A 20,910-nucleotide genomic window follows, 5' to 3' on the forward strand; every position below is an offset into this window, starting at 1 on the left:
ACACCGTGAGGTGTGACGGAGCACTTAACCAATCGAGTTAAGCTTTTACGTTGTTTAGTTATACTCAATTTTAGACCGATGACGATCATAACACACCTAGCACAAAGACCCAGAAAAAAGAACACGGGGACTCTTCGCCCCAAGAGAGGTTGGGCGAAGCGCTCAGAGTTCGGCAAGCCGCTCCCGCCGTCGCTTGGAATCCGGGGCCTAAACGGACAGGGTTTTCAATCTCAAGAGAATATTTCGATAACTTACCTCGCCCAAAAGACGGGCAGGATGCCCGTCCCACAATAATTGTAAAAAAACGGGCAGGATGCCCGTCCCACAATAATTGTAGAAAAATTGACTGTCAAATTAGATGCACAGCAGCTTAGTGCTTTTAAATTAATTTAAGGGAGTTTAGCTTCCAGTAGCGCAGGATGCGGGGCTTTCTCGATCGCAGGCACCCGGCTGTGGCGAATCTGGGTCAAAATCTGGCTTTGTTTCTGGTTCTTGAGCTTCGTTGAGCGGATTCTGAAGGTGATTTAGGGTATCTACAAAGTCTCGGATGCCTCGAAATTGGCGGTATACCGAGGCAAAACGGACATAAGCGACTTCGCTGAGCGGGCGCAGGTGCAACAGCACCAGTTCCCCAATTTCGGAACTGGCGATTTCTCGGAGCGATCGACCTTGGAGTTGCGCCTCGATTTCTTCTGCGAGGGTTTCGAGATGCCCGGAAGACAAACCGGTTTTTTCGCAGGCCCGAATCAGCCCCCTGACTAATTTTGACCTGTCAAAAGATTCGCGCTTGCCGTCCCGCTTGATCACCGTAATCGGCACAAATTCTATGCGTTCGTAAGTTGTGAAGCGGTGCTGGCAGCTCAAACACTCGCGCCGCCGACGGATGCTTTGACCTGATTCGGCTGAACGCGATTCGAGAACGCGACTATTTGTGTGTTGGCAGGAGGAACAGCGCATGATTGCTGATTTTAACAGGCATTGCCAGCAAATTGCCATTCATCTCACCGCCTGGGGTAAGATGAATGGCTGGACTAGGAAAATGACGAAAGCAAACAGCGGTGAAATAGTCCCGCACCAAATTCGTTAGCGCAGCCCTCGAAGAGGATCACTATGATGCGGGCTAACCGCTGTCCGGTTCAGGATATTTTGGACTTGCTGCAGGCGTATAGCTAATTATTTGCCAATCCGGGGAGGTTCCCGAAAGGCGATCGCAAAAAATAGTACGCCTATGGCTAAAGCCAGAATCAAAATGTAAGCAACACTTTCCATGTTAAATTTTCCCTATCTTCCCTTGCCGTATTATTTTATCTTAATTACGGGTTTTATTATTAACTAAAAAAAACCGGTTTCTTGAAGAAACCGGGTTTTTTTACACCGGGGAAGTTTCCCGGCTAGCCAGAGGCTGGCGAAATCTAGAGAGGTTCTTCTCTTCTGGTGGTCACGTCGCCCAGTTTTTGGAACAAGCCCCACTCGACTTGTTCTTCCATGTCAGCCTCAACTCCAGCAAACACGTCGCGGAAGATTGTCCGAGAACCGTGCCAGATATGGCCGAAGAAGAACAGCAAAGCAAAGCAAACGTGTCCGAAAGTGAACCAACCGCGAGTCGAAGTGCGGAAAACCCCGTCTGAATTCAAGGTTTCGCGATCGAATTCAAATACTTCACCCTTTTGGGCGGCGCGAGCAAACTTCTTAACATCTAGAGGATTATTAAAGGTTTGGCCGTTAAGTTCGCCACCGTAGAAGCTGACAGTAACTCCGCTTTGTTCAAAGCTGTATTTTGATTCAGCGCGGCGGAAGGGGATGTCAGCGCGAACGACCCCATCTTTGTCAGTCAAAATTACTGGGAAAGTTTCAAAGAAGTTGGGGAGGCGGCGCACCGACAAAACCCGGCCTTCGTTGTCAGTAAATACTGGATGGCCCAGCCAAGATTTAGCAATACCGTCGCCATTGACCATGGCGCCTGCCCGGAACAAACCGCCTTTAGCAGGAGAGTTGCCCACGTAGTCGTAGAAAGCCAATTTTTCGGGAATTTGTTCGTAAGCTTCTTGGAAGCTTTGGCCCGCAGCCAAGCTAGCTTGAGCTCTGCGATCGATTTCTTGTTGGAAATAGCCTCCGTCCCACTGATAGCGAGTCGGGCCAAAAAGTTCGATCGGAGTAGCAGCAGAACCGTACCACATAGTACCGGCAACCACAAAGGCTGCAAAGAATACGGCAGCGATACTGCTAGAAAGTACAGTTTCGATATTCCCCATCCGCAGGGCTTTGTAAAGACGTTCCGGCGGCCGCACTGTCAAGTGGAACAAACCGGCAATTACGCCGACTACGCCCGCTGCAATGTGGTGAGCCACGATGCCGCCCGGATTGAAGGGATCGAAGCCTTCAGGACCCCAAGCAGGCGCCACTGGCTGGACGTGACCGGTCAGGCCGTAGGGGTCGGACACCCACATTCCCGGGCCGAAAAGTCCCGAAAGGTGAAATGCGCCGAAGCCGAAGCAGAGCAAGCCGGAGAGGAACAGGTGAATGCCAAACATTTTTGGCAAGTCGAGGGCTGGTTCACCGGTGCGAGGGTCTCTGAAAAGTTCTAAGTCCCAAAATACCCAGTGCCAAACTGCTGCTAAGAACAGCAGGCCCGAGAGGATGATGTGAGCGATGGCGACGCCTTCAAAAGACCAGAAGCCGGGATCGACGTTACCTTCGCCCGTGATGCTCCAACCGCCCCAAGAACCCGTAACTCCCAAGCGGGTCATGAAGGGTAGCACGAACATCCCTTGACGCCACATCGGGTTCAGAACTGGGTCTGTGGGGTCAAAAACTGCTAGTTCATAAAGGGCCATTGAGCCGGCCCAACCTGCCACGAGGGCAGTGTGCATTAAGTGTACAGAAATCAATCGGCCTGGGTCATTTAAGACGACTGTGTGTACGCGATACCAGGGTAGTCCCATTGATTGCGGTTCTCCAAGGTGTAAGTGATGATGTCTATTTTGACGGAAAAATCAGATTCTCAATGCCGAGCAGTTACCTGCGGGCTTTAAATTCTGCCTTTTGCCGAATGCCCTCTACCTTCAAAGGTGGAGGCATAAAAATGAAAGTTATTTAAAGAAGTGTATCGAGTGTTAGAACCGATTGCAATATGTTCGGCGTTACATTAGTTGCGGATTGCCCATTTCACAGCGGGTGGCGATCGTCCCGAGGCGTTCTAGGACTTGCTCGGCATCGATCAGTCTGGTCAGCACGACGTTGCCGATGTTTTTGGCAGGATCGTTCGGATCTGCGGGGGCTGTGGGTTTGACTTCTACCATGAGTACAGCGTCTTCGACGCGGTAGAGCCACATTTTTTCTTGGTGATCCCACACACAGAGGTCGAGTTGTACAATGTCGGGGTGGCGTCTCCAAGCGGCGTAAGTCCACTCGCCGCCGACTCCCCAGACTCGCCCAACTTTCCACCCGTCGGATAAGAAAAAATATTTCATTTGTTGTGTACGCTTGTTGAGATTTTTTTGTCTAACATAGCGCAAAACTGCCTGATTACGGAATTATTGAACCGCGAAGACGCTAAGGACGCGAAGGAAGAGTGGAGAAGAGGTCGGTAATCTGCTAGCTGTTGGGGATAAGTTTACCTAATTGTGAGAGGGGTTTCTGTTTGGTCGATCGGCCAAATATCCGATCTTTGATTGTTCAAGTCGAGTGCAATTCCTAGCATTTGGAGGGGGAATACTCCTCACAGCGCATCGCTTGGGCATGGAATTTCTAAACATTCAAATGTGCCTTCTGACCCTAACAAGGTTCTGGTAATTTTGCCCTTTTGGTCCCTGGCTGGCGATCGCATCATCTTAATCTCAATTAATATGCCCCAATTATGAGCGTTCGATATTTGACCAAACCTTTTACTATAATATATAATGGTATTAAATGACAGGTGCCCTGAACTGCACGGGGAGGTATGGTACGGTTGAGATACCGTGCGCCTGTCAGAGACAAGGTGCCCCGAACTGCACGGGGAGTTATGGTACGGTTGAGATACCGTGCGCCTGTCAACCTGAAAGATACTTTCATGAAAGAAACCATCGCTACCAAAATAACGCCCCGCCAAGGCGTAGAGAGTTATTTTAAGCCCCTTTTAAAAGAGGGTTAAGCTCTCAATAAGGGCGAAATCCACGACTATTATAGTCGTGGATTCGCATTTAAAGTTACCCTTCATTTTAGCGGTCTTCAAAGTGGATTTTATGCTCTAGAATAGGAATTTTCAACAACTGCATTTTCGGCTCAAGTAGATGGAAGGCTTCCTCCAATTCAGTATGACCACTGGCTGTCCCTGCTTCCTTTGAATAACGATCAATCAAGTACACCACATAATCTGCTAGCTGCCAACCAGTGTAAAATTCTGAGAACCCAAACAAAGGTAGTTCCACAAAGTTAGAAGATTTTTTTTGTGACTTCCAATCTCGATAAACTCTGAGCAATCTCCCATCCTGAATACTGGTATGCTGAGTTGAGCGCGAATCCATAAGTAATATTCCAGTTTCGTTAGATTGCTTTAGATAAGCATCTAGCTGCTCTAATAATTGATTGAAAGTTAAGCGATACAAACCAGTTTCATCTTTAATATCTTCGCTGGTTTCGCGCAATCTTTTTTTGTTGACTTGAACAGCGAATATATGGCAAGGTAACTGACTCATAGTTTCTGAAACTTTCTTGAACGCTCTAAGACGGAATTCCCTTGGAAAATTCTTAAATGAACCCACACCTTGCCAAATATCGCGCCCCTTAAGTTCCCAGTCTTCAGGTTCCCTTCGACTCAAGAGCTCGTTTTTAAGTGCTGAAACTTCTCTATCCATTTGTGACCAGTGCTGGATATAGATAGCAAAGCTAGCTAAAAAAAAGAAATTTGTCTCCATATCTTTCCAGCTAGTGCCACCCTCATCAACGTAAAATAAAATCGTCATCTTGCCCTATGATAACTTTTTGACATAAACGCTACATTATAAGTGTTTTTTAGCCTTTAAGTTATACTAGAATAAAGACAAGACTAAAACCCCATCTCTCACCTGCGCTTATAGTGATGGCAAACATCCAGGATACAAGCCCCCAGATTAATCCGTGGAGGCACCTCTTCAATCGAAAATCGAAAATCGAAAATCGAAAATCGAATGACCCCATCTCTCACCTGCGCTTATAGTGATGGCCAACATCCAGGATACAAGCCGCCCGATTAATCAGTGGAGTCACCTCTTCAATCTAAAATCTAAAATCTAAAATCTAAAATCGAATGACCGCACAAACACCAGTACAATTCCAAGACAGTTTCGACATCATCGTAGTTGGTGGCGGACACTCCGGCTGCGAAGCCGCCCTCGCCACTTCTCGCCTCGGCTGTCGCACTCTTTTACTCACCCTCAACCTCGACAAAATTGCGTGGCAACCCTGCAATCCTGCTGTCGGCGGCCCGGCTAAATCTCAACTCACTAATGAAGTGGATGCGTTAGGTGGGGAAATTGGCAAAATGGCCGATCGCACTTACTTACAAAAACGCATCCTCAACTCTTCACGAGGCCCCGCTGTGTGGGCGCTGAGAGCACAGACAGACAAGCGGGAATACGCTGCTGTGATGAATAATATTGTTGAAAATCAAGAGAATTTGACCGTCCGCGAAGCGATGGTTACAGACTTAGTTTTGGGCAAAAACGAAGAAGTTATCGGAGTTGAAACATACTTCGGCGTCGCTTTTGAATGCAAAGCTGTAATTCTCACCACAGGAACTTTTTTAGGCGGCACGATTTGGGTGGGCAATAAGTCGATGCCCGCCGGACGCGCCGGAGAATTTGCCGCGGTTGGTTTGACAGAAACTCTCAACCGTTTGGGCTTTGAAACTGGCAGGTTGAAAACTGGAACTCCGGCCAGAGTTGACAAACGCACTCTCGATTTTACTAACCTGGAACCGCAGCCGGGAGATGCAGATGTTCGCTGGTTTAGTTTCGACCCGGAAGTTTGGATCGAACGGGAACAAATGCCTTGTTACCTAACTCGAACTACGCCAGAAACTCACCAGTTAATTAGAGACAATTTGCACCTTTCTCCTGTCTACGGCGGCTGGGTTGATGCGAAGGGTCCGCGCTATTGTCCGAGTATTGAAGATAAGATTGTGCGGTTTGCAGATAAGGAAAGTCACCAGATTTTTATTGAACCCGAAGGTAGGGATATTCCTGAACTTTACATTCAAGGATTTTCGACTGGTTTACCGGAAAGTTTGCAATTGCAAATGCTGCGGACTCTTCCTGGTTTGGAAAAGTGCGAGATGATGCGCCCTGCTTATGCTGTGGAGTACGATTATTTGCCCGCGACTCAGTGTTATCCGACGCTGATGACTAAGAAGATTGAAGGGCTGTTTTGCGCGGGTCAGGTGAACGGTACGACTGGATATGAGGAGGCGGCTGCACAGGGGATTGTGGCGGGTATTAATGCGGCCCGGTTTGCGAAAAATCAGGAGATGATTGTGTTTCCTCGCGAGCAAAGTTATATCGGCACTCTGATAGATGATTTGTGTACGAAGGATTTGCGGGAACCTTACCGGATGCTGACTTCGCGATCGGAATATCGGTTATTATTGCGATCGGACAATGCTGACCAACGCTTGACGACCCTGGGACGGGAAATTGGTTTGATTGACGATCGTCGCTGGGAGTTATTTGAGCGGAAACAAGCTAATATTGTGGCGGAAAAAGCCCGTTTGTACTCGATTCGTGTGAAAGAACACGAGGAGATTGGCAAGGCAATTTTGGCTGACACTCAACAAGCGATTAAAGGTTCAATTACTCTCGCTGATTTGCTGCGCCGTCCTGGTTTTCATTATGTCGATTTGGAACGGTACGATTTAGGCAATTCGAGTCTGAAGTTGGCTGAGAAAGAGGGTGCAGAAATTGACATCAAATATTCGGGTTATTTGCAAAGACAGCAAAATCAAATTGATGACATTGCCAAACACGAACGCCGACAATTGCCTGCGGATTTGGATTATATGGCAATTACAACTCTCTCGAAGGAGTCGCGGGAAAAGTTGGCTAAAGTGCAGCCACTGACGATTGGCCAAGCGGCGAGAATTGGTGGGGTGAATCCGGCTGATGTTAATGCTTTGTTGATTTTTCTGGAAGTGCGAAACCGTCAGCAGCCGGCTGGTGTGGGAAAATAATCGGATTTGATACAGTTTGTAGTCAGGACTTCAGTTTTTCCTTAAATGTTTGAGCTAATAAGGACTAAAGTCCTTACTACAAACGGCTAATAAGGACTAAAGTCCTTACTACAAAAAGAGCGATCACCCAAGTTCAAGTAGAATGGTAAATCTGGGATGAGATTAAGCCTATGGTAGTCCGGCAACCCCGTTACAGCAAAGAAGAATTTGCCCGAGGTGGCGACGAAATCTATGAGTCGCAAGTGCGATCGCGAGTCGAGGAAGGCTATTATGACAAAATTGTCGCGATCGATTTTGAAACCGGATCGTTTAAATTTGACGCCAGTGAAATCCTTGCGTGCGATCGGCTTGAAGCGCATCACCCAGACGCTGAGATATGGATTGTCCGCATTGGTTCGGGTTATGTGCGTCGATTCGGGGGACGCACGAAGATATTTCTATGATTACTGGAATCGTTTGTGGTTTTGAACCGATTATTTGGAGTAGCAATGAAAGCACTTAAAGTCATGGCAACGATAGATGAGCAGGGACAACTAACCTTAGATCGGCCTCTCATAACTGATAAAAATAGCCGTGTAGAAGTCATTGTTCTAATTCCAGAAGAGACTGACATAAACGATTGTTCTCAAGCCGAAGTATTAGCTGATTTTCGGCAAGCTTGGCACGAAGCCATGACTGGTCAAACTATCTCAGTTGCTAAACTTTGGGAAGGGCTTGAAGATGTCTGAGCCGCCTTTAATTCAAGTTGAAGTTTCGCCCACGTTCAACCGAAATCTACGGGCTCTTGCCAAGAAATATCGCAGTATTCGGAATGATATACAACCCGTCATCGAACAACTTGAGCAGGGGGAGTTACCCGGTGACCAAATACCGGATGTTGGTTATGCAGTCTTCAAGCTGAGAGTCCGAAATAGCGATACTCAGAAAGGTAAAAGTGGTGGCTACCGTCTGATTTACTATGTCAAAACAGCAAGGGGAATTATTTTGCTGACGATTTACACAAAATCTGAACAAGTGGATATTGCAGCAGATGACCTTCGGAGCATCATTGCAGAATATGACCAACGGGCGACGGAAGGTAAAGAGGAGGTATAGATAACTATAGCAATCCTCGCAGGAGTCGTAAAAAGATGTAGGGGTAGTGCCCCCGTGCCTACCCCGGCCTCATGGGGGCAACCACGGGAGGTTTGCCTCTACAAGAATTACACAAATGATTTAGGATTGCTATACTGGAAATTGCTAAAACAGGAATAGAACGCAGGTAAAATTATGTGATTATATATATATAACAGTGGCGCTGGTTGCGATCGCGACATGAGAAATCGAGAAGGGCGATCGGATCGAGGTTATCTGCAAACTACGGATATTGAAAAATCTTATTTTTTTAGCGATCGTGACAAAACGCACAAATATGCGGTGTTTAATAGAAAAGTTAGGTGTTTGTCCCGCATATGTGATATCAAGTCCGGTTAATTACTTATAAATCCTGTACGGGCATTGGGCCGAAAAGCATTGGGCCTTGGGCATGGCTGGACAAAATTATTATAACTATTCAACCGGAGATGATATGAGTTAATAATAAGTTAAACCGCAAGTCAAGCGCACATGGAAATTATCAAGAAAATCGTCTACGCTATCGGTTGTATCCTTCTCGTTTGTTTGGTTCTTGCTGCAGCGTGGAGTATATTTTCCCAAGCCTTTGCAGGACCAGCAGAATTTATCGGAAATTTGGTGCAAACTAATCCTGTTATTGGTATTCCTCTTCTAATCTTGGGGGTGATCGTAGGGCTAGGTCTACTCGTGGTCTTCTTTGTTGCGATCGCTGGCAGTTAGATATAGTGGGAGCGGCGATTTTGTGCGGTGCGTTACACTTTGTTAATGCACCATCTTATCTCAATATCCTGTGAAGGACTCGATCAATGGTGGGTTACGCTTCAAATGCAGCGGACGGTCGAAAGCCACTGGTGCTGAGTTCGAGGTTGTCTGTAGCCGCTGATTTTAGTCGTTAGAACTCAATTATTTAGTGGGTGCAGCTTTAAGGATATCTGTACAAAACGATGTCTAAGTAACCGCAAGTTTTCGGTTAGGACATACACTTAAAAATCTAGTATTTCTCTGATCGCACTCTTTAGATTGTCATCAGCAGGACGTTTGGCAAACTGCTCATGACTATAAATCCAAACCAGTCTAATTGTGCAAGTAGTAGCGTTAACCAAGTACATCAGTCTAATTTGCCCCGAACCCCCTTTTGCAAACCTGATTTCCAATTTATGAAATGTCCAGTCTTCCGGTAACTGAGTTTTTCCCGGTAAAGGTTCATTACGAGAGTTGTTGGGATATTGATCGTCTATCAAATCTTCCAAAGTTTTTCCAATCACCGCAACAAAGCTATCTCTGTGAACTTTTGCAAGTTTCTTGAAAGAACGCTTGAAATTATCGGATTCTTCAATCGAGAAGGGAGTTGAGCCAGTCATGCACTTCTCCTTTGCCAATACGATTTAAGGATTCCGAAGCAAACGCATCGTTCAAAATTTCAGACATTGCTAGTTTGTATTCAGGGCGATCGCGCTCTATCCGATCGAGCTTTTGATAACCTAATTCTTTCATGTCATCAAGCTGAATTGGCTCGGTTGAACTTGCTTGAGGCGGTAGACCTCTCCGAGCTTTCTTCCAAGGAAATTCTAGGTGAGTCATATCGCTCAGTTTATAAGCATGGTAGCCGCCGAAGTATTCCCAAATTTCTTCTAAAAGTTCTTTCTTCTCACGCGGAAGCTGCAACAAAGATTCTTTGTCAGGAATTGGTAGTTGTTTGGCTTCAAACTCACTGTAGAACTTATAAGCAGGAGGGCAGACCGGGCCGTAGCGCCAAGCTTGGATTTCTTCTGCAAACAATGGCTCATTGTACAGCGCCAAATGTAAGCTCTGAGCATAATATAAAAGCTTCTGAACCTTCATATTGGTCATTTCAGCTTCTATACCATCCTCATAAGCTCTAATAATGAAGTAGCGAGCAACATTGAGACTGTCAATCATGGCTCAATCCACATCCTTACACAAACGTTTTTTCTTTTAATAAATTTGCAAAATATCAACATATAATTATTATAGACGAAGCCTGGAAATAGTGCAAGAATACTGAAAACGGTGTAACAAACCGTATCAGACCAACTTAATAAAATAGACATCTGGGAAAAATCAAATATCGCGTCGGAAGCGATCGCCCCCACTGACAAGAGTGAAGCATTTGGATATAAAGCCAGAGGTTTGAAACATAAATTTTCGCCCCTCGGCGTACTCCCTACATCTCTCGCCCAAACATCACATCACCCGTTTCCCACCGGTATACGGACAGTGAAATTACACCCTTTCCCCTCCTCGCTTTCTACCAAAATCTCCCCGCCCATCATCTCACAGTAGTAACGGCTAATTGTCAGCCCCAATCCGGTGCCACCGTATCGTCGCGTTGTTGAACAGTCAGCTTGCACAAAAGCTTCAAACAACCTGTGCTGTTGTTCTTCCGACATTCCAATTCCGGTATCTTTAACAGATAAGCAAATCCAATCCGACTCTTCAACATTCGGCAGGGGACAAGCTATCCCCACAGAATCTGTTTCACCCGCAGCCATAGAATTCTCAATACCCTCGCGCCCAGTAGCATTCGATTCTCCCCTTCCTGCAATGCGCCTGACACTCACTTTCACTCTGCCGTTTTTGGTGAACTTAGCAGCATTACTCAACAGGTGCATCAAAATCTGCCGCACTTTCTTGAAATCTGCGTGAATGATACCCGCAGTTTTATCACACTCTATTTCTAAAATATTTCCATTATTTTCTATGGACTGTTTCGCAGCACTCGCCACATTTTCTACCAGCAATTCGATGTCAAATTCATCGATTTCGAGTTTCATCCTTCCCGCTTCAATTTTTGAAAGATCGAGGATATCGTTAATTAAAGATAGCAGATGCGTGCCGGCCTCGTAAATCTTCTGCAAGTCGGGTACAAAATCATCCAATCCCTCCTCCTGGGCATCTTCTGAAAGTAGTTGACTGTAGCCGATAATCGCATTTAAAGGCGTCCGCAATTCGTGGCTCATATTTGCTAAAAACTGGCTTTTAGCAGTGTTAGCAGCGACGGCGGCTTCCTTAGCTTTTTCCAATTCTTTTGTATGTTCCGAAACCCGCTCGATTAGGTGATTGAGAGACACAGCTAATGAGCCTATTTCGTCTTGTCCGGTGACGGGGGCTCGCAAATCAAAATTAGACTCGGCGGCTACTTGTTCGGCCACCTGAGTGACGCTGATCACAGGTTGGGCGATCGCCCGACTCGTTTGGTAAGCCACCATTCCCGCCACCGCTACCGACACCAGCATACTAATAATAATTATGCCCTTTTCGAGGCCTTGCGCGTCCTCCATCAATTCACCGCCTTGCCTCTCTTGCTGCTGGGCAATGTCAAGGATTTTGCTCAGTTCCTGAAGGCGACTGTCGAGTTGTTTTGCACCTTCTCCGCTTTTAATTGCGAGCATTTTTCGGGCTAACTCTATCTGGGCTGGTGATAATTGCGATCCCTGGATTTGCTGCAAGCTGGACAGGAGAGTATCGGCGTAAGATTCTAAATCTTCTGTGCAATCTTGCAGTAAAGCTTTGAGAATCGCAGGTTCTGCTGCCAGCCAAGCGGGTTTGCTGTCGGCAAACTTTTCTATTTTCAACCGCAGGTTCTTTGCCTTAGTAATACTCGCGCTCAACTGCTCTTTTTGCAATTCTAGTTCGACCGAATTGTCTACAAAAGAATCTAGCTGCGCTCCCTGCAATTGCGCCGCCAGCGCTGAATCTTTAAAATTGCCCAGCAATTGGGCCTGCAGGTGAGCATCATTGAGTTGGTTTACTCCTTGTCCTTGGTAGTAGTCGGCTATTGCCAGTCCGCTCAGGGAGCCTATAAATCCGATTCCTATTGCCAGGAAATACCCACCACCAATTTTTTGATGGATGGGCCAACCTCCAATTTTAAATGGCAAGATTTTGCTGATTATTAAGGATGATCTTTCTACAAAATCCTGGCTGGATATTTTTTTTTGTGGGGTTTCTATAGAAGCGGCTTCTTCAGAAATAAAGAGCGACATCAGTTTACCTACATTGCTATTTTTTGGGTTGACCTTTCGCGTTGCCACAGGTTTTTGCGGCGGGTTAAGTGGTTCTAACTCTGGATTGAACTCGCCCTGGCATTCCCAAACGGCAACTGATAAACTTGCTTCGTTCCCTGTTTTTTTTTAGCAAGTAAAATTTTGACATATGCAACCCCTGTATTTTGTTAAAATCTACCACGCTCTTAAGTTCTCCACACGGAAAATCTTTTCTGTTTTCCAGTAGACATCTGCCAAAAAGCATCTGAAACTCTTGTGGAGTCAGAGGAGAAACTTAAATTCGGTTGATGTCTAATACGTAATTAGGGTGTTGATGGCTGTTGCCAAAATACTTTTTCGACTCGTAAAAGTCGGCCACAGGCATAATAAAGAAAATTTTATCCCAGCATGGAATTATCCCGGCATAGAATTATACAGGCAGAAAATTTTGTCTGACCCGTTTTGCCTGGGAGTGGCCCAAAGCTGATATTGTCTGTTAACAATGCACCCCATTCCTTCGCTTTGGACTTTGGCTGCCAGCAATGCGACGATTGCTGGACGATTTTTATTGAGCATGGGACGAATTCACAGTACAGAATGTAACAAATGCGGCAGCCGATCGAACTTTTGCACCCTGGCGATCGACTTTTGGCATCGCTGCCCCGCAAAGACAAGTCTGAAGCGAAGTCGTGTAAGTTGAGTATAGCTGTAGGTCTTACCAAAAGAAACCCGGTTTCTGCGAGTCAACTGTTGGCAATTTCGAGTTCTGGAGTAGCAGAGGTCAATTCGAGCACCAGTGCTAACTTACCGTCTCTACCCAAAGCTTCATCTGCCAATTGTACCATCCACCGATTCGGCTTAGCCTGGGGTCTGGCGGCAAGCACCACGGCCCACGCTTCTTGTTCTTTGCCGCGGCCCAACAGGGCAGCACAAACAGTCAAAGCTGTGGCTGTTGAACGGCTGATGCCGCTTTGGCAGCAGACGAGCAAATTGCCCGGGCTCGCCGACATTTTGAGGGCGAAGTCGATAATTTTGATTACGTCCTCAAGTTTAGGCAAAACCCGATCGGGGTCGTCAACGGGGGTGTCGAGGTCGTTAAATTCCAGCCGCAGTCGGTTCGGGACTTTGTGAAAATTTCTGGGCTCGCGCACGCCGGGACTGCCGATCGAGATCAGGTATTTGATCTGGCGCCCGGCAGGGCGATCGACAATGTAGTCGCTGGCTTCTGCTTCCGCTGCAATCAGGATTTTCGGCAGTTTTTCACCCGAGAAATCTCCAGAAGCTGAGGGCTCTAAATCAACGGTTTCTGCCGAGGTGCTGGCATCGGGCAAGTATTGCGCTGCCAGCGCGCGAACGTCAGCAAATTCCCGGTTTAAAGCTGCTTCCAGAGCCAAAAGAGCAGCCGTCGAGCCAATTTGACCGAGGGATTTAACAGCATTTTGACGCACTCCAGAGGTTTCGTCCTCCAGCAGCCGCACCAAACCTGCCACAGCTTCCTCTGTCCCAATTTGCCCCAAAGCAGCAGCTACTCTCCACCGCACATAAGATTCGCTGTCGCCGATGGCCAGCGCCAGTCCCGCTGTCACCATTTTTTGCAAGTTAGGATCTCCGGCTGTATTGAGGTTCCCGAGGGCAACCGCCGCCCTGCCGCGCACGAAAATGTCTCGATCGGAGAGTGCTCGCATTACCGCCACTGCAGCCACCTCGCTGCTGATTTCCCCCAAGGCAGAAACTGCACTGCCGCGCACGTCTGAGTCGTCATGGTTGAGGGCTTCCAGCAGGCCGGCCACAGCCGTTTCCGTGCCGATTTGTCCCAAGGCCTCGGCGGCCCTTAAAGAAACTGCATAGGAGTCGGGATCGTAGAGCCTTTCTACTAAGCGGGGTACTGCCTCACAATCGCCGATTTTCCCTAAAGCCGCTGCTGCCCTAGCGCGGACAATGTGATTCGAGTCTTTGAGGGCGTTCATCAGCCAGGGAACTACCTCACAGGCGCCGATTTTCCCGCAGTTGACGGCCGCCCGCCAGCGCACCTCGGAGTCTTGGTGTTTGAGGGCTTTGAGCAGTGCGGGGACGGCTGTTTTGGGGTGAATTTTGCCCAAGGCCCAAACAGCCCAGACGCGCACCCCGGAGGCTTGGTGGTTGAGGGCTTTGAGCAGTGCTCCGGCTGCTGGTTTCGAGTCGATTTCTCCTAAAGCCCAAGCCGCCCAAGCTTGCACTTGGGAATCTTCGGATTCGAGCGATCGGGCTAATTCAATTACTGCAGCTTCGGAGCCGATTTTCCCGATCGCCCGAATGGCCATCCGGCGCACTGCACTTTCTTTGTGGTTCAATGCGGCGACCAGCATCGGAATTGCCCTATCGGAACTTGTCAGGGCCAGCAGTTGAATTTTGAGCTGGGGCGAGGTTGGGATTTTTCCGATTAATTTTATTGTGGCTGTTTGAAATTCTGGCTTTACCGTTCCTGCTAGCTTCGAGCCGAGTTTTAAATTTACTTTTAGGGCTAATTTTACTGCCCGCAAAGCCAGACTTTGCTGTTCTACTTGCGGCAATATTGTCGCCAAGGTGTGCATCCCTTGTTTTTGTTTCAAATATTTTTCATTAAATTGAGCATCGCTGAGCTCGGGTAGCTGTTGGATGAGGGTGGCTGCTGAGTTCATTGATTTACCTATTATTTTGGCGAGCGCTTGAGATTGCTCTTTTAAACTGTCTGTCTTTAAAAAAATACAGGGTCTACAAAACTCTACTTCTAAAAAAAGATTGCACCACTTCTAAAATATGTCTGATCCCACTATTTTTGCAACTCCCCCATTATTAATTATCGGGTTTGTTTGGGCAATCAGCTTGACAATTAGTACCGCTTGCTGCTTGGCGCGAGCTGGTTTTTTAGCTAGCCTAACTCTGCTATATCATTTTATAGCAAGTTGGCTGGAAATAGCGATCGGCTCAGTTGAACGCAGCGAAACGGAAACAGCTTGATTGCGGGACAGTCTCTCAAGGAGCATAGGGCCCATTTTTCAAAACCTCAGCCAAAGCGTTACCGTTATCTCGCAAACCTTCGTAAAAAAACAGCACTTCTCCTTGAATGCCGCGACAGCGGTTGTAAGCAATTACTTGCAACAACAGCTCGGGAGTTATGCTATAATGGCTGCCGCGATTCGCCAACAAAATACCGGGCGATACGCACTGTACTTGCTCGCCGCTAAGCTGTTGGCCAATCAGCCGATCGACCAATTGTTTGTAAGCGTTAAAATCGCGGCGATAAAACTGCGGGTGAAGCATATCGACCAACTTTTTGTCAACCCAAGATTGAGAATCTTGCAAATATTCCACCAGTCCCCACTCATAAGGACTCGGCGACATCGACAGCAACAAATCAGGATTAATCGCTTTCAATTCTCGGTGCACGCGAGCCACAAACTTAGTAATAATATCAGCGCGCCAGTGCAGCCAATGTCGCTCTCTACAATGCAACGGCGGTTCTCTCCCGCACTCTTCTCGGTAGCGTTTAACCGTTTTTTCGTCGTAACCGCCTTCTGCCGGAAGCGCAATGCGATCGTCTCCTTGAACGCCATTTACCGGATAATTATTAGCAACTTCCAGCATCAACCCCAGCAAAAATTCTTGCACTTCCGGGTCTAGAGAATTCATCCATTCAAAGTTATTTTTCTTAAGTAAATTGCCCCTGCAATCGCGCGCCGCCCATTCCGGTTTTTTCGCCAGCAAATGACCGCCGTTGAGATTGTAAGAACTCACAAATCCGTATTCAAACCAAGGAATAACTTTGAGACCGACTCTATTTGCCTCAACAATTAATTCTGCCAACGGATCGCGACCTTGATAGCGGGCATCAATTTCCGCCCCAAAATTTTTGCCCATAATTTGAGAAGGATAAGCAGTAAAGCCCCGGTTCCAAACTACAGGAAAAACTGTATTAAATCCCGTATCGGCGAGAAATTTCATTGCCTCAGCAATTCGCTGTTTTGAGGTGAGAACTTTGCAGTCGGTGCTGGGTATCCAAACGCCACGAATTCCCGGATTTTCAGATGCCAACGAACTTGGCAGCGCTGCTGGATTTGGTGCAAAAGTTTCACCCGCAAACCGCTGTTTGAGTTCGGAAGCCAAACTGCGAATTGCTGATTGGAAAGGTGTGAAAAATGGCATTTATTTATTCTATTTTTGTTGTAAGGTGCGCACGGCGCACGCTACCTTATTAATTGGTAGCACCGGATATTATTTATGGATAAGATGCTTTTCCTGATAAGTCGGCGAACCTAATTAAACGTCAAAGTTTTAGATATTAATTGATTGTACAGAGCCTAGCTGATTTTTGTAAATTTTAATAAAATCTCTAGCTTTTGTATAGACATTCCATTCATTTGAGATGTTGCACCATTGTCAATAAGCCTTTTATGAACGGGCAAGATGCCCGTTCCACAAGAAAATCTACTTTTTGTGGAACAGGCATCTTGCCTGTTCTTGAGAATGGTGCAAGTGGAACAGGCATCTTGCCTGTTCTTGAGAATGGTGCAAGATGTGAGATTCATCAAAGTTGAGAGTCGTAGCATACAATAATTTATTCGGCATTCAAAAAATGGCAAAATACAAAGGGAATCAATTAAGTGTTGCGATCGCAAGTAGCGTCTTGGCTTGTGGAGCCATATTAACTCAATTTGCTAGCCTCTGCACAAGCCACTGTTCTCACTTAGGATTTTACAAGCGATGCTACAAGCTTATTCTGCGGCGGGCCTAGTCCTTATATTGGTAATTACAACGGTAATTGCAGCTTTAACAACTCGTCTCTAACGGGATATGGTGACGAATCAGTCAGTGTAATTTCTGGAGTATTCAATTATCTATTGCCCGGATTTTCACCGTCCGATTATCAGAATCGTTGGTCTTATAATTTTACGGAGACGCCTAATTCAGAAAGTGGTGAGTATTATTTCACGCAGGTATCAGGTGGAGTGGTCAATGTGCGAAGAGACGAAATTGGCAGGACTCAGCTTGAGGGGGTACAGCTTCTTGGCTCCTATATCTCGAGTTACTTGGAGCATAGAGAATGATAAGTTTATGTCCAGTAGAAAGCTTATGGGGCGTTCGATAGGAAATGATCCAAGTGCTACCGTCAGTTATTTTGGGCCAGAGATAGTGGTTCCCTAAGCAGTTCCAGAACCGACAACTATCGCAGGTTCTATTTTGGGTTTGACAAGTATTGTTGCAATCAAGAAAAGACAAAAGATTGCAACTAACTAATAAATAGGGTGCGCATTGCGCACCCCAAAATTGTACTATCGGGCTACTTCCAACAACTGGTCGCTCAAAGCTTCTTTCAAAAGTTCTGCCTTATCAGTTTGCTCCCAAGGCAGCTCTAAATCAGTGCGTCCGAAGTGACCGTAAGCAGCCACATCTTGATAGAAACGGCCGCCTCTTTCAGCAGGCAAATTCTGCAAGTTAAATGCTTGAATGATGCCCGCAGGACGCAGTTCAAAATGCTGCTTCACAACTTCCAAAAGGCGATCGTCATCAACTTTTCCAGTGCCAAAAGTTTCGATCATCATGCTAACAGGCCGCGCAACGCCGATCGCATAACTCAACTGCACTTCGCACTTTTGGGCCAAACCAGCAGCCACGATATTTTTAGCAACGTAGCGACAAGCATAAGCCGCGCTGCGGTCTACCTTGGTGGGGTCTTTCCCAGAAAAAGCGCCGCCGCCGTGGCGGGAATAGCCACCGTAGGTATCCACAATAATTTTGCGGCCCGTCAAACCCGAATCCCCTTGAGGCCCGCCGACGACAAATTTGCCGGTGGGGTTGACAAGGAAGCGAGTTTCTGCATCCGGCTTCACGCTAATATCGGCAAACACGGGTTGGACGACTGCTGCCCAAAGGTCTTCTTTGATCTTGGCTTGAACGGAGGCCGTTTCTGTGATGTCGCCGATCGTTTCGGTGTGCTGCGTAGAAATTAAAATCGTATCTATGCCAACAGGTTTGCCGTCCTCGTAAATCACCGTAACTTGGCTTTTGCCATCGGGACGCAGGTAAGGTAACTGACCGGTTTTGCGGACTGCGGCCAGTTGACGGCAAATCCGGTGCGCCAGACTTATAGGCAGAGGCATCAATTCCGGCGTTTCGTTGCAAGCAAAACCAAACATCAAACCTTGGTCGCCAGCGCCGATGGAGTCCAATTCCTCTTCGCTAGCTTCTTCCCGGCTTTCCTGAGCCGTATTGACCCCTTGGGCAATATCGGGAGACTGAGAATCAAGAGCCACCAAGACCGAGCAGCTATTGGAACAAAAGCCGTTGTCAGCGTGGATGTAGCCAATATCGGCTATTTTTTTCCGCGCCAATTCTATGTAATTTATCTGAGCTTTAGTGGTGATTTCGCCCGTCAGCAGGATCAAGCCGGTGTTGACGACTACTTCGGCTGCGACGCGGCTTTTAGGGTCTTCGGTCAGTAAGGCATCTAAAATCGTATCTGAAATTTGATCGCAGATTTTATCGGGATGGCCTTCAGTGACCGATTCAGAGGTAAACAGGTAGTGGCGTGACAATGATTATTTCTCCTTTGATGGGGGCTGTTCCTGCGCGACATCAACGACCGACGAGTTATGTTTCAGGTAAAGGCCCAGAATCATGGCGTCTGGGCTACCGTCGAATTTTTGTTCGTCTGCAGAAGTCTTAAAGCAGGGTTTGAGATTGGGTAAAGTGAGACTACTATAGCAAAGTCAGTCGTGGGAAATCCTTAAAAACTTAGATTTTGTAGGATTCTCGATCGATATTGTACGCCGCGGGTCTCCCCCCCTAACCTGATAAAGGTAAGATACAGTCAGGGTATCGCGTCGCGGAAGGACTATGGCAGGAATCCAAAAATCACCAAACTTAATCCAAACGGTTGCAGACCTAGAATTTCCCGGCGGCCCCATACCGATTGACTCTCCATTTTATATCGAGCGATCGCCCGCCGAAGCCCGAGCTTGCGCAGAAATTAGCAAGCCTGGGAGCCTGATTCGCATTAAAGCTCCCATAAAAATGGGCAAAAGTTCGCTAATGCTGCGCATAATTCACGCGGCCCTCGAGCGCGGATACCGCACAGTAACAGTAGACTTTCAGCAAGCCGACGAAGCGGTTTTTGCTAGTTTAGATAAATTTTTGCGCTGGCTTTGTGTCAATGTCGCTCGACAACTCAAACTCGAACCAAATATCGCTGAATTCTGGGATGAAGATATGGGCAGCAAGGTAAGCTGCTCTCTGTACTTTGAGAACTATTTGCTTGCTGAAAGTGACAGTCCGGTTGTCTTGGTACTCAACGAATTAAACCGAGTATTTAAACGCGCCAATATTGCTCAAGAATTCCTGCCACTGCTCCGTTTTTGGTACGAACAAGCTCGCGCCAGCGAAGCTTGGCAAAAACTCCGCATTGTCGTCATTCACTCGACAGAAATTTATATTGCTTTGAGTCTTAATCAATCTCCATTTAATGTAGGGCTGCCGATTAAACTCTCAGAATTTACTGCTGAACAAGTCCAAGATTTGGCGCGCCGACACGGACTGAACTGGAGCGATAGCTATCCGATCGAGCAATTAATGAACATGGTAGGGGGGCAACCTTATTTAGTGCATTTAGCGCTCTATCACCTGGCAATTTTACTGCAAAATCCCCTGTCGGTTCCTCGGGATGAGTCTGGGGAGGAACTGGGGCGAGCCGAGTTGGAACAACTGTTAATAGCAGCTCCTACTCACAGCGGAATTTATGGCGATTACTTGCGAAATCAGTCGATCGCCATTCAACAGCAGCCGGAACTGGCATCCGCATTCCAACAGGTTGTCGATGCTAAAAATAGCGTTCACCTCGAACCTTTTATAGCCTATCAGTTAGACAGCATGGGACTTGTCAAATTAGAGGGAAATAACTGTAGCTTGTCTTGCGAATTATATCGCCTGTATTTTCAAGAGCAAAATTTGTGTTCCGACAGTTCCTCGGCTGGTGGTTTGGAGGAGTTGCAGCAAGAAAATGAAAGGCTGCTAGCTTTGGTGAATGTGGACGAACTTACTCAAATTGGCAACAGACGGTATTTTGACACTTGCTTGCGAGCGGAATGGAAACAGATGGCTCGCGATGGGTCGCCGATATCTTTGATTATGTGCGATATCGACTTTTTCAAAATATATAATGATACCTACGGACATCAAGCTGGAGATGATTGTTTGCGGGCGGTAGCTCAGACAATTCGCCAATCACTCCAGCGTCCTACTGATGTAGCCGCTCGCTACGGGGGCGAGGAATTTGCTGTGATTTTACCTCAAACTGATGCGGCGAGTGCTCTGCTTGTTGCCGAACACATTAGAGTGAAAGTTAAAGATTTGAAGATTTTTTTTAAACCGGAGAGATTTGACGGTCTGCCTAATTCTGTGGTAACGATTAGTTTGGGAATTGCCAGCGTTGTTCCGGGGCAGGAAAATGATGCAGCAACGCTGGTACTGGCGGCTGATGAGGCTCTTTATCACTCGAAAAGGCATGGGCGCGATCGCCTCACTATGAGTAAGCTTTTAAATTTTCGATTTGCTACTGTTAATTAGGTAATTCGGGGGAAATATAATTCGTTTCTA

The 20,910-nt window shown here is 47.0% G+C and carries 20 protein-coding genes and 1 pseudogene; 9 read left to right on the forward strand and 12 right to left on the reverse strand.

Features of this window, described 5'->3' with window-relative positions; all coding sequences use genetic code 11:
• Positions 1-399 precede the first annotated feature (399 nt).
• The 5 genes from nrdR to ACUVJL_RS17580 all read right to left on the reverse strand — a co-directional run bounded on the left by nrdR (position 400) and on the right by ACUVJL_RS17580 (position 4,943).
• On the reverse strand, positions 400-957 hold the full coding sequence (nrdR, locus tag ACUVJL_RS17560) for a transcriptional regulator NrdR (RefSeq protein ID WP_445247082.1): 558 nt from the start codon (positions 955-957) through the stop codon (positions 400-402).
• A 216-nt stretch (positions 958-1,173) separates the two neighbouring features.
• A complete protein-coding gene (locus ACUVJL_RS17565; protein WP_006635641.1) occupies positions 1,174-1,269 on the reverse strand; it encodes a photosystem II reaction center protein T in 96 nt (31 codons plus the stop codon).
• Between the two features lie 143 nt (positions 1,270-1,412).
• The gene (gene psbB / locus ACUVJL_RS17570; protein WP_445247028.1) at positions 1,413-2,942 is read right to left on the reverse strand and encodes a photosystem II chlorophyll-binding protein CP47; all 1,530 of its coding nucleotides are present in this window, start codon (positions 2,940-2,942) and stop codon (positions 1,413-1,415) included.
• Positions 2,943-3,140: 198 nt separating this feature from the next.
• Positions 3,141-3,470: a hypothetical protein gene (locus tag ACUVJL_RS17575; protein ID WP_445247029.1), complete on the reverse strand. Its 330-nt coding sequence runs from the start codon at positions 3,468-3,470 to the stop codon at positions 3,141-3,143.
• A gap of 729 nt (positions 3,471-4,199) precedes the next feature.
• The gene (locus ACUVJL_RS17580; protein ID WP_445247030.1) at positions 4,200-4,943 is read right to left on the reverse strand and encodes a DUF3800 domain-containing protein; all 744 of its coding nucleotides are present in this window, start codon (positions 4,941-4,943) and stop codon (positions 4,200-4,202) included.
• A 323-nt stretch (positions 4,944-5,266) separates the two neighbouring features.
• On the opposite strand from ACUVJL_RS17580, the gene mnmG reads away from it, so the two are divergent.
• The 5 genes from mnmG (at position 5,267) to ACUVJL_RS17605 (ending at position 9,016) form a co-directional block, all read left to right on the forward strand.
• Positions 5,267-7,183: a tRNA uridine-5-carboxymethylaminomethyl(34) synthesis enzyme MnmG gene (gene mnmG / locus ACUVJL_RS17585; RefSeq protein WP_445247031.1), complete on the forward strand. Its 1,917-nt coding sequence runs from the start codon at positions 5,267-5,269 to the stop codon at positions 7,181-7,183.
• Positions 7,184-7,353: 170 nt separating this feature from the next.
• Complete coding sequence (locus ACUVJL_RS17590; protein WP_445247032.1) at positions 7,354-7,626, forward strand: hypothetical protein; 273 nt, start codon at positions 7,354-7,356, stop codon at positions 7,624-7,626.
• A gap of 45 nt (positions 7,627-7,671) precedes the next feature.
• Complete coding sequence (locus tag ACUVJL_RS17595) at positions 7,672-7,911, forward strand: type II toxin-antitoxin system RelN family antitoxin (protein ID WP_445247033.1); 240 nt, start codon at positions 7,672-7,674, stop codon at positions 7,909-7,911.
• A complete protein-coding gene (locus tag ACUVJL_RS17600) occupies positions 7,904-8,278 on the forward strand; it encodes a type II toxin-antitoxin system RelE/ParE family toxin (RefSeq protein ID WP_445247034.1) in 375 nt (124 codons plus the stop codon). The genes ACUVJL_RS17595 and ACUVJL_RS17600 overlap by 8 nt, the downstream gene beginning before the upstream one ends.
• A 510-nt stretch (positions 8,279-8,788) precedes the next feature.
• A complete protein-coding gene (locus ACUVJL_RS17605; protein WP_445247035.1) occupies positions 8,789-9,016 on the forward strand; it encodes a hypothetical protein in 228 nt (75 codons plus the stop codon).
• Between the two features lie 263 nt (positions 9,017-9,279).
• On the opposite strand, the gene ACUVJL_RS17610 is transcribed toward ACUVJL_RS17605, so the two are convergent.
• From ACUVJL_RS17610 to ACUVJL_RS17620, 3 genes are all read right to left on the reverse strand, one after another.
• Complete coding sequence (locus tag ACUVJL_RS17610) at positions 9,280-9,657, reverse strand: hypothetical protein (protein ID WP_445247036.1); 378 nt, start codon at positions 9,655-9,657, stop codon at positions 9,280-9,282.
• Positions 9,629-10,216, reverse strand: coding sequence for a Panacea domain-containing protein (locus ACUVJL_RS17615; protein WP_445247037.1), 588 nt, complete (start codon positions 10,214-10,216; stop codon positions 9,629-9,631). The genes ACUVJL_RS17610 and ACUVJL_RS17615 overlap by 29 nt, the downstream gene beginning before the upstream one ends.
• A gap of 290 nt (positions 10,217-10,506) precedes the next feature.
• A complete protein-coding gene (locus ACUVJL_RS17620) occupies positions 10,507-12,198 on the reverse strand; it encodes an ATP-binding protein (RefSeq protein ID WP_445247038.1) in 1,692 nt (563 codons plus the stop codon).
• On the opposite strand from ACUVJL_RS17620, the gene ACUVJL_RS17625 reads away from it, so the two are divergent.
• The gene (locus ACUVJL_RS17625; RefSeq protein ID WP_445247039.1) at positions 12,170-12,454 is read left to right on the forward strand and encodes a hypothetical protein; all 285 of its coding nucleotides are present in this window, start codon (positions 12,170-12,172) and stop codon (positions 12,452-12,454) included. The two genes, ACUVJL_RS17620 and ACUVJL_RS17625, sit on opposite strands and share 29 nt — an antisense overlap.
• A gap of 592 nt (positions 12,455-13,046) precedes the next feature.
• Here the strand turns inward: ACUVJL_RS17625 and ACUVJL_RS17630 are convergent.
• A complete protein-coding gene (locus tag ACUVJL_RS17630; RefSeq protein ID WP_445247040.1) occupies positions 13,047-14,960 on the reverse strand; it encodes a HEAT repeat domain-containing protein in 1,914 nt (637 codons plus the stop codon).
• 118 nt (positions 14,961-15,078) lie between these two features.
• Between ACUVJL_RS17630 and ACUVJL_RS17635 the strand changes: the two genes are divergently transcribed.
• A complete protein-coding gene (locus ACUVJL_RS17635) occupies positions 15,079-15,279 on the forward strand; it encodes a hypothetical protein (protein ID WP_445247041.1) in 201 nt (66 codons plus the stop codon).
• 15 nt (positions 15,280-15,294) lie between these two features.
• Here ACUVJL_RS17635 and ACUVJL_RS17640 read toward each other — a convergent pair whose 3' ends face one another.
• Positions 15,295-16,464 (reverse strand): glycoside hydrolase family 10 protein, encoded by a 1,170-nt coding sequence (locus tag ACUVJL_RS17640; RefSeq protein WP_445247042.1) that lies wholly within the window; start codon positions 16,462-16,464, stop codon positions 15,295-15,297.
• Between the two features lie 282 nt (positions 16,465-16,746).
• On the reverse strand, positions 16,747-16,887 hold the full coding sequence (locus ACUVJL_RS17645; protein ID WP_445247043.1) for a hypothetical protein: 141 nt from the start codon (positions 16,885-16,887) through the stop codon (positions 16,747-16,749).
• A 588-nt stretch (positions 16,888-17,475) separates the two neighbouring features.
• Here ACUVJL_RS17645 and ACUVJL_RS17650 point away from each other — a divergent pair.
• Positions 17,476-17,556: pseudogene (locus tag ACUVJL_RS17650) on the forward strand (hypothetical protein); the annotation flags it as partial.
• Positions 17,557-17,591: 35 nt separating this feature from the next.
• On the opposite strand, the gene metK reads toward ACUVJL_RS17650, so the two are convergent.
• Positions 17,592-18,854: a methionine adenosyltransferase gene (gene metK / locus ACUVJL_RS17655; protein WP_445247044.1), complete on the reverse strand. Its 1,263-nt coding sequence runs from the start codon at positions 18,852-18,854 to the stop codon at positions 17,592-17,594.
• Positions 18,855-19,155: 301 nt separating this feature from the next.
• Here metK and ACUVJL_RS17660 point away from each other — a divergent pair, with 301 nt between their 5' ends.
• Complete coding sequence (locus ACUVJL_RS17660; protein WP_445247045.1) at positions 19,156-20,880, forward strand: AAA-like domain-containing protein; 1,725 nt, start codon at positions 19,156-19,158, stop codon at positions 20,878-20,880.
• The last annotated feature ends 30 nt before the right edge of the window (positions 20,881-20,910 follow it).

Origin of the sequence: Microcoleus sp. OTE_8_concoct_300, from assembly GCF_031383065.1 — a bacterium.
Classification (GTDB): Bacteria; Cyanobacteriota; Cyanobacteriia; order Cyanobacteriales; family Microcoleaceae; genus Microcoleus.